Annotated in this window: 11 protein-coding genes, 1 tRNA gene and 1 pseudogene; 9 read left to right on the top strand and 4 right to left on the bottom strand. The window is 61.0% G+C overall.

Annotated elements, in window-relative coordinates; all coding sequences use genetic code 11:
* Positions 1–803 precede the first annotated feature (803 nt).
* The 3 genes from QW861_RS25030 (at position 804) to QW861_RS25020 (ending at position 4,301) form a co-directional block, all read left to right on the top strand.
* On the top strand, positions 804–1,784 hold the full coding sequence (locus QW861_RS25030) for a phosphatase PAP2 family protein (RefSeq protein ID WP_316171319.1): 981 nt from the start codon (positions 804–806) through the stop codon (positions 1,782–1,784).
* Positions 1,785–2,009: 225 nt separating this feature from the next.
* Positions 2,010–2,174, top strand: coding sequence for a Flp family type IVb pilin (locus tag QW861_RS25025; RefSeq protein WP_315753307.1), 165 nt, complete (start codon positions 2,010–2,012; stop codon positions 2,172–2,174).
* Between the two features lie 993 nt (positions 2,175–3,167).
* Complete coding sequence (locus tag QW861_RS25020) at positions 3,168–4,301, top strand: acyltransferase (RefSeq protein WP_315753305.1); 1,134 nt, start codon at positions 3,168–3,170, stop codon at positions 4,299–4,301.
* A 180-nt stretch (positions 4,302–4,481) separates the two neighbouring features.
* Here the strand turns inward: QW861_RS25020 and QW861_RS25015 are convergent, their stop codons facing one another.
* Together QW861_RS25015 and QW861_RS25010 are read right to left on the bottom strand one after the other, a co-directional pair.
* Positions 4,482–4,754, bottom strand: coding sequence for a conjugal transfer protein TraD (locus tag QW861_RS25015; RefSeq protein WP_315753303.1), 273 nt, complete (start codon positions 4,752–4,754; stop codon positions 4,482–4,484).
* A gap of 1 nt (position 4,755) precedes the next feature.
* Positions 4,756–5,082 carry a conjugal transfer protein TraD gene (locus tag QW861_RS25010; RefSeq protein ID WP_315753301.1) on the bottom strand — a complete coding sequence of 109 codons (327 nt, stop codon included), beginning with the start codon at positions 5,080–5,082 and terminating at the stop codon, positions 4,756–4,758.
* A gap of 171 nt (positions 5,083–5,253) precedes the next feature.
* Between QW861_RS25010 and traA the strand changes: the two genes are divergently transcribed.
* The 4 genes and pseudogenes from traA to QW861_RS34060 all read left to right on the top strand — a co-directional run.
* Positions 5,254–8,265: a Ti-type conjugative transfer relaxase TraA gene (traA, locus tag QW861_RS25005; protein WP_316171318.1), complete on the top strand. Its 3,012-nt coding sequence runs from the start codon at positions 5,254–5,256 to the stop codon at positions 8,263–8,265.
* Between the two features lie 126 nt (positions 8,266–8,391).
* The gene (locus tag QW861_RS25000) at positions 8,392–8,607 is read left to right on the top strand and encodes an AlpA family transcriptional regulator (RefSeq protein WP_315716577.1); all 216 of its coding nucleotides are present in this window, start codon (positions 8,392–8,394) and stop codon (positions 8,605–8,607) included.
* A 187-nt stretch (positions 8,608–8,794) separates the two neighbouring features.
* Positions 8,795–8,980, top strand: coding sequence for a hypothetical protein (locus QW861_RS24995; protein ID WP_315753634.1), 186 nt, complete (start codon positions 8,795–8,797; stop codon positions 8,978–8,980).
* An 8-nt stretch (positions 8,981–8,988) separates the two neighbouring features.
* Positions 8,989–10,041, top strand: a pseudogene (locus QW861_RS34060) (tyrosine-type recombinase/integrase); the annotation flags it as partial.
* Positions 10,042–10,202: 161 nt separating this feature from the next.
* Here the strand turns inward: QW861_RS34060 and QW861_RS24990 are convergent.
* Positions 10,203–10,277 (bottom strand) — tRNA-Val (locus QW861_RS24990).
* A gap of 117 nt (positions 10,278–10,394) precedes the next feature.
* On the bottom strand, positions 10,395–10,754 hold the full coding sequence (gene cpdR, locus QW861_RS24985) for a cell cycle two-component system response regulator CpdR (protein ID WP_006610087.1): 360 nt from the start codon (positions 10,752–10,754) through the stop codon (positions 10,395–10,397).
* Positions 10,755–11,098: 344 nt separating this feature from the next.
* Between cpdR and QW861_RS24980 the strand changes: the two genes are divergently transcribed.
* Together QW861_RS24980 and hisN are read left to right on the top strand one after the other, a co-directional pair.
* The gene (locus QW861_RS24980) at positions 11,099–11,983 is read left to right on the top strand and encodes an N-formylglutamate amidohydrolase (RefSeq protein WP_315716574.1); all 885 of its coding nucleotides are present in this window, start codon (positions 11,099–11,101) and stop codon (positions 11,981–11,983) included.
* Positions 11,984–12,466: 483 nt separating this feature from the next.
* Positions 12,467–13,252, top strand: coding sequence for a histidinol-phosphatase (hisN, locus tag QW861_RS24975; protein ID WP_315716573.1), 786 nt, complete (start codon positions 12,467–12,469; stop codon positions 13,250–13,252).
* The last annotated feature ends 50 nt before the right edge of the window (positions 13,253–13,302 follow it).

Genomic DNA, 13,302 nt, shown 5'->3' with positions numbered 1-13,302 from the left:
GCGAGGGATCGCACGTTACACGCATTGCATGCATTGAGTGCAGGCTTCGCGCGTCTGCTGGACCAACCCGACAGCACCTCGCAACGCCCCGGACAGCTGAGGAACGAAGGTTCTTGACTTACTCAGCTAGCTCCCTCACGGCAAACGCCTGAACTCGCGCGCGCCTGATGTTCCCCACCACAAACAAAGAACGATACAATCCCTGCGAATCATAAGCATCTGCGTGATGTTCGAGAGCTGGTGAATTCCGAATTGCCGAGGCGATAAACATCCGGCCGCCCGAACAACTGACAATTTTGACAGCAAGGTGAAATCCGCACTCAAAACATCGCCGCGCAACGAGCAAGCCTACATAAGGACCCCCGTTGACACCAAAGCTGCGATGTCAGGCGATCATAGGCTCATGGCCAGTAGCTCTTGGACAACGCAATCCCGGACCGATTCCCAACGCACGTCTCGCAGGGCGCTAGAGATCTGTTAAGCATCTCAGCACGGTATCATGTTAAAATACACGTTGAGATTGCTCAGGCTCACGGTTTTTGCGTATGTAGGTACCGACCGAAATAATCTGAAACAGACTGACACGGGAGCGGACATCCATGTTGGAGCCCGCCACAGACACCCTATTGCCCGCATTCTTTCGTCGCCTCCGCTTCCTGATATCCGCAAGGACACAGATCGGGGAGATACACAGACCTAACGGCACGCAATCGCAGGATGGAAATTCAAGTCCTCCTGCTTCCCAGACTTCGGGTCGCACGGCTTTCGCCTGGTCTTCTCAGGGAACCCATACGACCGGATATGTGGAAGCGAGCGTATGGGCCATTTGCTTTGTCGCGACCACTTTCGCGGCCTTCCTGCTCCAGCGGTCGGCTGTCATTGTCGATCTCGGCAGCCTCTTGGTTGCATTGACGATATTGGGCTTCCTCCTCACGGTTCACGTTGTCTATCGAAGTTGGCGACCATCGCCGGTGCTCAGCAACTTGTGCGGAGCGCTCCTAGCAATGTTACTATCGGGCGCAGTGGCTGGAATCATCAGCCTTGTCGGGCTTCGGAACAACGCCCCATTCATCGATGTAGATCTTGCGAGATGGGATCGAGCGGCAGGCTTCGACTTGCCTGCTGTCATTGCTTGGGCAGCCGACAACCCCGCCTGGTCCCAGCTCCTGTCGGTCACCTACGACAGCTCATTCCCCCTGCTCTTCGGCCTTTCAGTGCTGCTCGCAATCGTTCGCCGTTTCGATCATTTATGGATACTGACGTTCGTATTCGCCAGCACGATTGTCGCATGCGCGAGCATTTCCGTGATTTGGCCGGCGAAAGGTGCCTTCGCGTTCTTTGGGTACCCAGCCAGCTTGCTCGAGCATCTCCCGACAGGCGCGGGAACGTATCACTTGTCGAAGTTGGAATACTTCCGCAATGAGGCCTCGCCGTTGCTGTCATTCGCCAATCTGCAGGGAGTTGTGACGTTTCCCTCGTTCCATTGCTGCCTGGCGCTGATGATCATATCCGCGTCCTGGCACCTCAGGTGGCTATTTCCGATTTCATTGATCTGGAATTCCCTCGTGATCACATCGACCGTGCCGATCGGTGGACATTATGCGATCGATCTTCCATGCGGCGCGGTCGTGTGGCTGGTCGCAACCGGAACTGCTATCGCCTTGATGTCATTGTCCTCGCGACGGGCGCAGGGATCATCTGGATTGCGAGCCGACGCTTCACACGACCGACTCACGCACGGAATGTGCCAAATCATGACCAGAGCGCAAGTCAGCGAATCCTGACACCGGCCCTGTATGCCCTGGTCTGCGATTTCCCGCGATGGCGTACACGCGTCCGTTCCGACACTAAAACGCACAGCCACCTGCGCCCCCCACTAGATCATAAGCGCCAAGGATATTCACTCTATCTAAAACTGTATTCTTAATACTCATCTATTATAAGATGACGTCGGATATCCTTTTCTGGCGTGAAGGTGCGCCGATCTGGCCAACAGCAAAGAGGGTGTAATGCGGGTCAAAATGATGAGGTTCCTGCGTGACGAATCGGGAGCCACTGCAATCGAGTACGGATTGATTGCCGCCGGAATTTCACTTGCGATCATCGCAGCAGTCAACGGTCTGGGTAGCAAGATCAACACCTCGTTTGTCGACATCAATTCCTCCATCAACTAGTTCTGCGCAGTTCAGACGTTGGCGTTCTCAGGAAGCCCGAACCAATGCGTTCGGGTTTCTTGCTTCAAGGCCGCGGCGGCGCGGAATACTGGTCTAAGCTTCTGACGGAGGGTCCCCGGCCATTTGGTGTTAGGATTGTGGCTGTCGAGTTCTACGTCTCCGATCATCCCGTCGTCCCGCCCGCGCCCTGGAACGTGCCAGGCACCGTATTCACATCCCCGCTGTCGGGCATGCTCGATGGATTCGATGCATCCAAAAGCGACAGGCGGCGAGGTTCCGGACTACAATTACAGCTGGCAGGAGAGCCCGTCGGCGCGCCCGAGATGCTTCGCCGTGCCAAGCAGCTGTAGCCGAAAGCGCGTGCGGTTCGGGAACTTGGGAGCTATCAAAGCTCCCGCTAACTCGCTATCGTATCGCGAGCCGATGGCTCCTTCGTCATCCTCGGCAGCTCACATCATCGAGCAACTAAAGCGCCTCACCAGATTTGGATTTGAGTGACTGTAAAATAAACCCAGTTGTTGCGGGGCGCGGAACTGCACTTGGCGAGCGACTGCAATCTCGAGCTCGCGAGCGACTCTTCTGGCGATCAGAGCGTCAGATTGAGCAGCTCGGCAGCCACAGTTCTCGGTGCGGCGACTCTTGTTCTTGTCACCATTGGCGATCTGGCACCGCATATCTCGTTCGGCGTTGCCTCCCCTTTTCGTCGGCCTCGCAGCAGATTTTGAGTATCCACCTCCGTCGTCGCGGCTTTCACTAGAGCAAGGTCGAGGCGCTGGAGAGGAAACCGCGCGCAATGGTCACCGGGTCGGGATCGTGGCCTTTGATCCGCAAGATCTTAACGTAGACCGCGACGATCAGCGTTTCATTCCTTGGAGAGGGCAATCTAGTGTGGCGCCGAGATCGCCTGCGACGAACGCCTGGGATGCCTCCAAGCGAAAAGAATCCTTCACTTTGCTCGGACTAGAATTGACCAGCGCCCTCGTCAGGAGGTCGATGACCCCGATGATCATTCCCAAAGCGTCGACATGGCCTAAGGACCAGAAGCTCCTTGGATTGGAAGGGCTGCGCTTCCTCGCTACTGTCGCCGTGCTGCTGTGGCACTATCAGCACTTTGCCTTCGTCGGCGAGGAGCCGGTCGGTCTCGTGAGGAGCGAGCTGCCGTTCTACCGCGTTCTGTTCCCGTTTTATGAGAAGGGCACGATTGGGGTCGAGATATTCTGGTGCATCTCCGGCTTCATCTTCTTCTGGAAGTATAGCGCGGCCATCGCCGACCGCACGATCAACGGATGGACCTTCTTCGTCTATCGGCTGGCGCGACTTTACCCGCTCCATCTCGCGACGTTGCTGTTGGTCATGATGCTCCAGCTGATATATTTCGTTCAGCACAACTACTTCTTCGTCTTTCAGCAAAACGACATCCCTCAATTCGTCAAGCAGCTGTTCATGGCCAGCGACTGGCTTCCGCCGCATGGCGTCAGCTTCAACGCACCAATCTGGTCAGTCTCAATCGAGATCGTGGTCTATGCGGCGTTTTTCCTGTCGCTGCGCGTCGTGCGTCCGTCCCCGCTCTTCAATCTAGCGGTGATCGTGATCTCGATCGCGACCGGTACGCTGATGGCAAAATGCTTCGCTTTCTTCTACGCTGGCGGCCTTGCCGCGATGGCAAGACAGGCTGTCGCCGGGGCTCGGCATCGGCCGAAGGTGGAATCCTTGGCTGCGTGTGCGAGCATCGCGATGCCCGCGGCATTTTGGATGTCCGGCATGGGCCTTGAGGCGCTCACTGCACCGCTTCTGCTCATCTATACGCCGATCCTGTTGTTCTGCTGCTCGAAGCCCATAGTCTTGCCGCGGCGCCTGGAGACCCTGGTGGAGACAGCCGGCAATACAACCTATTCCTGCTATCTGCTGCACTTTCCAATTCAACTTGCGATCGCGCTTGCTTTTTCGTTTATGCAGCGGCCCATCCCCTACCTCGATCCTCTGTTCTCGGCGGCTTTCGTGCTGTCCACGCTCGTCACCGCGCGCCTCACCTATTGCTGGTTTGAAGCGCCTGCTCAGCGGCTAGTCCGGACCCTTCTGCTGCGAAGGCAAGAGACTCGGCAGGCGAGTCCGGTCCTGCTTCAATGAAGGCAATCATCATGAAGGCGGAGATCTCGATCTAGTGTGCCTTACCCAACGCCAGTGGCCAATTTGGAAAGTCACAGTGACCGCTTTATCAAGAGCGAATGGCTCGGAGCTGGAGTAAGGCGGCAACCAAATCGCAATTTGTATGCCGATTGATCAATAGGGCTGCTGTCGAAGCGGCAGCTACTGGCCAACGTGCGATTGTCGGACATGAACGATTGTGCGTGTTGGCATCCTAGGCTCCATCTCGAACGCTTGTTTTCCCTTCGCGGCCCAAAGCTTACGTGCCCGTTCGCCCTCACCGCTTTTAAGCTTGTCAGCCATCCAAAGTAGCGCGCCGAAGATCGTGGAACGGTCGTCACCGGTCAGGTCCACGATACCGGCTTTGATCACGAGGCCGCCGAGTTCGATGAGGTGCCGGGTGCGCTTACGGCGTTCGACCTGCCACGCGCGCATGTCATGTCGCGCTTTTGCGGCTTGATGCCGGGTGCGCGCCGCTCGGTTGCGTAGGAGCAACGTCAGCGTCGCGGTCAGTTGCTGGCGCAACTCGCCGCGACCGTCCTTGAAAGAACGCGACGCCGCGCTTGGCCCATGCCTCCCTCTTTCCGGCCTCTTTCGTCTCGGCCAGCACGATCAGCGCGCCCGCGAGTTCGTCGGCGCTGAGCGCGTCAGCTCCAGTAGCGATCACGAGCTCGCCGAGCTGGCGTACCTTGCGTGTTTTCAGCTTGCGCGCCTTGTCGTCGAGTGCCTTCAGGTCAGCATCAAAGTTCCTAGGTTTGCGCATCGTCGTCTCCATGAGTGGCAATGGAGAAATGATAGCTTGCGCACTGGCGCATTGCTGTAAGGTCATCAGGACGAGCTGAGACGGGATAGTCCCTCCCGAGATTTTTTCGAGGGAGGGCGCGCTTATACGTCGTGCCGACGTACGCTTCGCTGTGTAGATGCTCTGGTCGCGATGGCGATCTATCATCTTCACGTCAAGGTCATTGGCCGGAAGGCCGGAAGCAGTGCGGTGGCATCGGCGGCCTACCGCTCGGCATCGCGGCTGCGTGACGAGCGGCTCGGCCGTGATCAGGACTTTTCCGAAAAGCGCGGCGTCGTTCATTCCGAAGTGATGCTGCCGGAGAACGCGCCGGCCTCATGGGGCGATCGCGAGCGGCTTTGGAACGATGTCGAAGCGCGCGAAATCCGGAAGGATGCCCAGTTGGCCCGTGAGGTCGAGTTCGCCCTTCCGCGCGAGCTGAGTGAGGCGCAGGGTATCGAGCTCGCCCGGGACTTCGTTCGCGGCGAGTTCGTCGGTCTCGGCATGATCGCCGATCTGAATGTGCATTGGGACAGGGCAGAGGACGGACTGCCCAAACCTCATGCTCATGTCATGCTGACCATGCGCTCGGTCGACGAGAACGGCTTTGGCCAGAAGGTGCGGGACTGGAACCGCACCGAGATGGTCGAGCGCTGCCGCGAACGCTGGGCCGAGCTCGCCAATGAGCGGTTAGCCGAGCTCGATATCGACGCGCGGATTGATCACCGCAGCCTGGAAGACCAGGGCATCGCGCTGGAGCCGCAAAGCCAGATCGGCGCGCCCGCCAAACGGATCGAGTCTCGGGGCATCGCTGGCGAAGGCGGCGAGGCCGATCGCGCCGAGATGCACCGCGAGATCGCGCGCAACAACGGCGCGCGGATTGTCGCCGCCCCCACCATAGGGCTGGACGCCATCACCCAGCAGCAATCGACATTCACGCGCCGCGATATGGCGAGGTTCGCGCACCGGCATAGCGACGGGCTCGACCAGTTCAATGAGGTGGTGGGCGCAATGCAAGGAGCGCCCGGCCTGGTCGAACTCGGCAAGGATGCGCGCGGCGAGGATCGGTTCACCACCCGCGGAATGATCGAGGCAGAGCAGCGCCTGCACCGGGCCGCTGAACTGATGGCAAAACGGGAGCGCCACCAGGTGCGCGACGCGGATCGCCAGGCCGCTTTGGCGGGTGCGGAAGCGCGCGGCCTGGTGCTGTCGTCCGAGCAGGCTGAGGCGCTGGCGCACGTCACACATGGACGCGATCTCAGCATCGTGGTCGGCCATGCCGGGACGGGAAAGAGCGCGATGCTGGGGGTGGCACGGGAGGCGTGGGAAGCCGCCGGCTTCGAGGTCCGGGGCATTGCGCTGTCCGGCATTGCCGCAGAAAACCTCGAAAGCGGATCGGGCATTGCGTCGCGCACGATTGCCAGCCTGGAGCATGGCTGGGAACAAGGCCGTGACCTGCTCCAATCCAGTGATGTGCTGGTGATCGACGAGGCGGGGATGGTCGGCACGCGCCAGCTTGAGCGCGTGCTGTCCCACGCTGCCGATGCTGGTGCAAAGGTGGTGCTGGTCGGCGATCCGCAACAGCTGCAGGCCATCGAGGCGGGCGCGGCGTTTCGCTCGATCCATGAGCGTCACGGCGGAGCGGAAATCGGCGAGGTGCGCCGTCAGCGGGAGGGCTGGCAGCGGGACGCCACGCGTGATCTGGCAACCGGCAAAACGGGCAATGCGCTTGGAGCCTACCGCGCCCACGGCATGGTGCATGAGGCCCAGAGCCGCGAGCAGGCTCGCGGCGATCTAATCGAGCGCTGGAATCGCGATCGTCAGGCATCGCCGGACCGGAGCCGGATCATTCTCACCCACACCAATGACGAGGTCCGGGCGCTCAACGAGGCTGCGCGCGTGCGCATGCGCGCTGCCGGCGATCTGGGCGACGAAGTGCATGTGGCAGTCGAACGCGGCGCGAGAACCTTCGCCAACGGGGACCGGGTCATGTTCCTGCAGAACGAGCGCGGTCTTGGCGTCAAGAACGGCACGCTCGGGACCATCGAACAGATCAGCGCGCAAGCCATGACCGTACAGACCGACGATGGCCGGTCCGTGCACTTCGAGTTCAAAGATTACAACCGCATCGACCATGGATATGCCGCGACGATCCACAAGGCGCAGGGCATGACGGTTGACCGCGTCCATGTGCTGGCAACGCCGGGCATGGATGCCCACAGCAGCTATGTCGCCCTGTCGCGTCACCGCGACGAGGTGGACCTGCACTATGGTCGCGATGATTTTGCGGGTCAGGAGCGGCTCACCCACACCCTGTCGCGCGAACGTGCGAAGGACATGGCCTCGGATTACGACTGCGCCGATCCGGTCCAGAGCTACGCAGAAGGGCGTGGGATCACATTCCGCGAGCGCGTAGCTGAGATCGTGCGCAAGATTGTGCCCGAGAAGCTGCGAGACATCTTCGACGGCCTGCGCTCTCCGGCTGATGTGGCCGGACTGGATAGCGAAGGGAGGCGGGAGCGGGCAACACCGGAAAGGGAAGCCAGCGGTCCCGCAGCCGACTGGCGCGGAGCCGAAGTGCCGGCAAGCAACGTGGCGCAAGATCCCGAAGCGGACGCCCGTCGCGTCCGGACACGAGCGCTGGTGCGCCATGCCCGCGCGGTAGATGCGATCTTCGAGGCGCAGGAGACGGGCGGCAGAGCCAGTCCCGAGCAGGTGAAAGAGCTGCAGAAGGCCCGCCAAGCCTTCGAAGAGGTGCGCCCGTTTGGCTCGCACGATGCCGAGGCCGCCTACAAGAAGAACCCGGAGCTCGCCCGCGAAGCGGCGGACGGCCGGGTCAATCGCGCCATCCGCGCGCTCCAGCTCGAAACCGAACTCCGCAGCGATCCGGGCCGTCGCGCCGATCACTTCGTTGAGCGATGGCGGGAGCTCGACCAGACCAGCAGGCACCTATATCAGGCGGGCGACTTGTCCGGCTACAAGGCCACGCGCTCGGCGATGGGCGACATGGCGAAGAGCCTCCAGCGCGACCCGCAACTGGAATCCATCCTTGCCGGCCGCAAGAACGATCTCGGCATTGCATTCGAATCGGGCCGCCGACTCGGCCAGGATCTGGCCGTCGTCCATGGCATCGATCTCGGCAGAGGCCGAGGCCTTGGAATTTGACCCATCCCGTTTGCCGCCGGCTCTACGCCACAGCTGGCAACGCGCGAACTCCTATTGTCCGCCTGCACCTGTTTGGCCTCTGGTCTCGCCGGACGTCAGAAGCAACCAGCGAGGGGCATCACGGCCATGCGCGAGCCAGACCGTATCATCAGGTTGAAAACCGTCCTTGCCAGGACCGGGCTGTCCCGATCCACCATCTACCGCAAGATCGCCGAAGGTACGTTCCCTACCCCACTCAAGATCAGCAGCAACGGAACTGGTTGGCATGAATCCGACATCAACCGGTGGATCGCAGATCCCGTAAGATGGCGTCCGCGGCGCGACCTCGATGAAATCTTGTAAGCTCTATGGCACAACGATCAGGGACGACGTTTCTGGAGGCGCTCTCCTGAACTATCCGACCCCATCCTTTTCTACGCCACGGCATCCCGCTTCAGGGACGGTCCCGCGAGATGCAGACGACGAGTTCGGACCAAGCTACATTGGAAATGCGCTTACGGCAGAGCGCGATGTCAACCGAAGGCGTTCCATGAGCCGGCGCCCCGCTCGATTTACCCAAGGCGAAGTGGCACGAGCGATCCGCGCTGCAAAAGCGGCCGGTGCTTCATCCATACGAATTAAGCCGGACGGCACGATCATCGTCGACCTGGTCAAATACAAAGAAGAGCGGGGCATCGATGAGACGGTTGAGCCCGAAGAGCATTTCGTGCTTTGATTCGCTTCATGCCCCGTCCTCGCAAGCCCTACCTTCACAAGGAAATCAACCGTCATGGCAGGACGGTCTGGTACGTTCGCAACAAGGACGTCGGCGGCAAACGCACTCGCATTCGCGGCGAGTACGGGTCCATAGAATTCAACCGCAACTACGACATCGCTCTAGCCGACATGTTCAATCGGCCACGCCTCGCAATCGATCCCAGCGAGGCCAGGGCGATGGTCTTTGATGGTAGCCTCAAATGGCTATGGGAAGAATACAAGGCAAAGGCGCCTGATTGGCGCGAGATGAAGGCGAGCACGCACAAGCAGCGCAACAGCCTGATGATTCATGTTCTGGAGGCCAACGGCAACAAAAGAGCAGCCGCAATCCAGAAGCAGCACATCCTGGACGGGCTTGGGCGTCGCGCTCAAAACCCCTCCGCGGCCCGGCATTTCCTCACCACCATGAGACGGATGTTCGCGTGGGCTGTCGCGCAAAAGATTGTGCCGGCAGATCCCACCGAAGGAATCAAGACACCCAAGCCGGCAAAGACAGAAGGCTTCGTCACCTGGTCTGATGCCGACGTTCGGCGTTACTACAAGCGCTGGCCGCTCGGCACGCGAGAGCGCGTCATGATCGACGTCTACCTCTTCACCGGCTTTCGGCGGGGTGACGCAGCATCATTCGGCCCTGCCGACGTGACCGAACAGGTGCAAGAGCGGATCGGGCCTGACGGAAAACTCGAGCAGATTTCCGTTCCGATCATCACGAAGCGCCTCGAAAAGGGGAGCGAGACCATTGAGGTCACCTTCCCGATGCTCGATGTCCTGCGCCGGACGTTGGAGGCAGGTCCGGTCGGAACCGAGACCTACATCGCGACCCGGCAGGGCAAGCCGATGACCAAGGAGAGCTTAGGCAACCTGTTCAAGGAGAAATGCATCGCAGCTGGGTTGGCGAACCGATCAGCGCACGGCCTGCGCAAGGCGGCTGCAACTGTCGCCGCTGAAAACGGAGCAACGGAAGCCGAGCTGGATGCGATCTTCGGTTGGACCGATCGTCGGATGGCAAGCCATTACACGCGGAACGCCAATCGCAAGAAATTGGCGTATGGCGGCGTCGCCAAGCTCGAGCGAATGATCGGCTCCGTGGATCATAGAGCGAACGTCTATTCCCTCACCGACAAGCTAGGTGCGGGAAATCGAACAAAAAGCTCAATGAAATCAGCAGACGTCCGGATGGGTGGTGGGCACGACAGGGATCGAACCTGTGACCCCTACCATGTCAAGGTAGTGCTCTCCCGCTGAGCTACGTGCCCTAATCCAATATCCGTTCGGGTGGGCGTCCCTATATCGGCTCCCACGCAGGCAGGCAAGGACGCAAAATGCCGAAATTGGGAATAATCCGCCAGTTCCGGAGGTCTGTCCCTGGCGGCTCAGGCCGCCAGCATCTTGTTGACCTCGCTGACGAGTTCGCGCAGGTGCACCGGCTTGGACAGCACCTTGGCATTCTTGGGCGCCTCCGAATCGGAGTTCAAGGCGACCGCGGCGAAGCCGGTGATGAACATGATCTTGATGTCCGGGTCGAGCTCGGAGGCGCGGCGCGCCAGCTCGATGCCGTCCATCTCCGGCATCACGATGTCGGTCAAGAGCATCTCGAACGGCTCCTCGCGCAGCCGCTGGTAAGCCGACATGCCGTTGTCGTGGGGCGAGACCTGGAACCCGGCATTTTCCAATGCCTTGACCAGGAAGCGGCGCATGTCGTTGTCGTCTTCGGCGAGCAGGATTTTGTGCATGGCGAGGGGTTGTCTGGTCCGGGTGAGAGGCGGAGCGTTGCCGCCACTAAGCCTGACGGGCGGTAAATTTCGGGTGAAAGATTGCGCCTTTTGATCCGACATCGGCAAGGCATTTTGAGGGCTGAAGGTGCGGTCTTCGACCGAAGCAGCACGCCAGCTCAGAGTTGTTCCAAACGCGAGATGAACTTTTTCATTGCTTTTCGCTTGGCAGACCGGCTCGGATTATCGAAGATGCGCGTTGGCAAGAGCAGTGCCTGCGTTGTCCAGAACGAATCGGCCGGAGGATACCGGCGCATCAACGGACGTGACATCGACGCACGTGACCAAGGGGACGGCGCCCAGAGATGACGGACTTTGATGGCGAATTGCCGCCGTTCGAGATCATGGAGCCGACCGAATGGCGCGCGCCCATCATCTTCAATTCCCCTCACTCCGGATCGGCCTACCCCGACGATTTCCTGAGGGCGTCGCGAATCGATCTGCCGGCGCTGCGGCGCTCCGAAGATTCGTTCATGGACGAATTGATCGCCGATCTCCTGTTGCGCGGCTTTCCGGTCGTTCGCGTGCATTTCCCGCGCTGCTATGTCGACGTCAATCGCGAGCCCTATGAGCTCGATCCGCGGATGTTCACCGGGCGGCTGCCGAGCTTTGCCAACACCCGCTCGATGCGGGTGGCCGGCGGCCTCGGCACGATCCCGCGCGTGGTCGGCGACGGCCAGGAGATCTATCGCGACCGGCTGAGCGTCGACGAGGCGCTGCACCGGATCGAGACGCTGTACAAGCCGTATCACCGCGCGCTGCGCCGGCTGATCAACCGCGTGCACCAGCAGTTCGGCACCGTGGTGCTGGTCGACTGTCATTCGATGCCGTCGGTCGGCGTCTCGCGCGACGAGCCGCGCCGGCCCGACATGGTGATCGGCGACCGCTACGGCACGAGCTGCGCGTCGCTGCTGCCGGACCTGGTCGAGGACGTGCTCGGCCGGCTCGGCTATTCGGTCGGCCGCAACAAGCCCTATGCCGGCGGCTTCATCACCGAGCATTACGGCAATCCGGCCACGGGCTTGCATGCGATCCAGATCGAGCTCAACCGCGCGATCTACATGGACGAGCGCCGCAGGGAGCGCGGACCGCGCTTCGCCCAGGTCGCCTCCGATCTCGCCGTGCTCGCCGAGGTGCTGGCGACGGTGCCGCTCGGCGACCTCGGGCCGTTCCAGGCGGCGGCGGAATAGAGGACTGCGCGTTCGGTCCGAGCGATTTCGGCCGGTGGCGTCGGCGCAAAAAAAAGGGCCGCTTGAATGACAAGCGGCCCAAGTCTAGGGAGGAAACGCCCAAGGAGGGCAGCGATAACGCGAAGCGCTACCGCACCGCAACAATATGCAATCGCGCTGCACAAAGCGCAAGAGTTTTTCCGCCTTTCTCCATGCAAAAAAACATAGGCCGGGTTGCGTTCAGCGCGAAACAGATCTTCTTTTCATCATAGAAGTCAATGGCTTGATTGGAGATTCCAAACGATCGGAGGGGGACGCCGGTTTCGCTTTCAGTTTCACATCAGAGGCCCGCGACGGCTCAACCGCGCCCGGCCAGCGCGGCCGGACACCAAACGGTATCCATGATGCCACGCTGGTGTTCCATATCCGGATGCGCCCCCGACCGCTTTGAGCTAGGCATAACCGGGCTTAGAGCCACCCGATTCCCTCACCCAAGGACGCGTTGTGACGGTCATTGATTTCTCCGCCTTCATCGGTCGTCTGGCGACCGCGTCGGGCGAAACCATCCTGCCGTTCTTCCGGACCTCGCTGCTGGTCGACAACAAGAGCAGCCGGCACGATTTCGATCCGGTGACCGAGGCCGACCGGGCCGCCGAGGCCGTGATGCGCCGCCTGATCAAGGCGAACTTTCCTCAGCACGGCATCGTCGGCGAGGAGTTCGGCAATGAGCGCGAGGACGCCGACTACGTCTGGGTGCTCGATCCGATCGACGGCACCAAATCCTTCATTGCCGGTTTCCCGACCTGGGGCACGCTGATCGCGTTGCTGCACAAGGGCACGCCGGTGTTCGGCATGATGCACCAGCCCTTCATTGGCGAGCGCTTCGCCGGCGACAACGGCTCCGCCAACTACAAGAACGGCGGCGGCGAGCGCCGGCTCTCGGTCCGGCGCTGCGAGCGTCTCGGGGATGCGGTGTGCTATACGACGAGCCCGCTGCTGATGAACGAGGCCGATCGCGCCACCTTTGGCCGGGTCGAGGCCGAGACGCGGCTGTCGCGCTATGGCGGTGACTGCTACTCCTATTGCATGCTGGCCGCCGGCCATCTCGATCTCGTCATCGAGACCGAGCTCAAGCCCTATGACATCGCCGCCCTGATCCCGATCATCAACGGCGCCGGTGGCATCGTCACCGACTGGGAAGGCGGCCCGGCGCAGAACGGCGGCCGGATCGTCGCCGCCGGCGACAAGCGCGTCCACGAAGCGGCGCTGAAGCGGCTGGCAGCGGGCTGAGCCCGCCTCCACCGGCTTGGCTCCCCGCCTCTCGCGCGGAACGGAGACAT

Origin of the sequence: Bradyrhizobium sp. SZCCHNRI1029 (assembly GCF_032487555.1) — a bacterium.
Taxonomy (GTDB): Bacteria; Pseudomonadota; Alphaproteobacteria; order Rhizobiales; family Xanthobacteraceae; genus Bradyrhizobium.
This window is presented reverse-complemented; position numbering and strand designations above follow the sequence as displayed.

What these genes read in the sequence shown, in the direction of transcription:
- QW861_RS24995 (WP_315753634.1), top strand. Translation starts at nt 8,795, where the DNA reads ATGAGCCGGCGCCCCGCTCGATTTACCCAAGGCGAAGTGGCACGAGCG.
- QW861_RS25020 (WP_315753305.1), top strand. Translation starts at nt 3,168, where the DNA reads ATGACCCCGATGATCATTCCCAAAGCGTCGACATGGCCTAAGGACCAG.
- cpdR (WP_006610087.1), bottom strand. Translation starts at nt 10,754, where the DNA reads ATGCACAAAATCCTGCTCGCCGAAGACGACAACGACATGCGCCGCTTC.
- QW861_RS25015 (WP_315753303.1), bottom strand. Translation starts at nt 4,754, where the DNA reads ATGCGCGCGTGGCAGGTCGAACGCCGTAAGCGCACCCGGCACCTCATC.
- traA (WP_316171318.1), top strand. Translation starts at nt 5,254, where the DNA reads ATGGCGATCTATCATCTTCACGTCAAGGTCATTGGCCGGAAGGCCGGA.
- QW861_RS25010 (WP_315753301.1), bottom strand. Translation starts at nt 5,082, where the DNA reads ATGCGCAAACCTAGGAACTTTGATGCTGACCTGAAGGCACTCGACGAC.
- QW861_RS25025 (WP_315753307.1), top strand. Translation starts at nt 2,010, where the DNA reads ATGCGGGTCAAAATGATGAGGTTCCTGCGTGACGAATCGGGAGCCACT.
- QW861_RS25000 (WP_315716577.1), top strand. Translation starts at nt 8,392, where the DNA reads ATGCGCGAGCCAGACCGTATCATCAGGTTGAAAACCGTCCTTGCCAGG.
- QW861_RS24980 (WP_315716574.1), top strand. Translation starts at nt 11,099, where the DNA reads ATGACGGACTTTGATGGCGAATTGCCGCCGTTCGAGATCATGGAGCCG.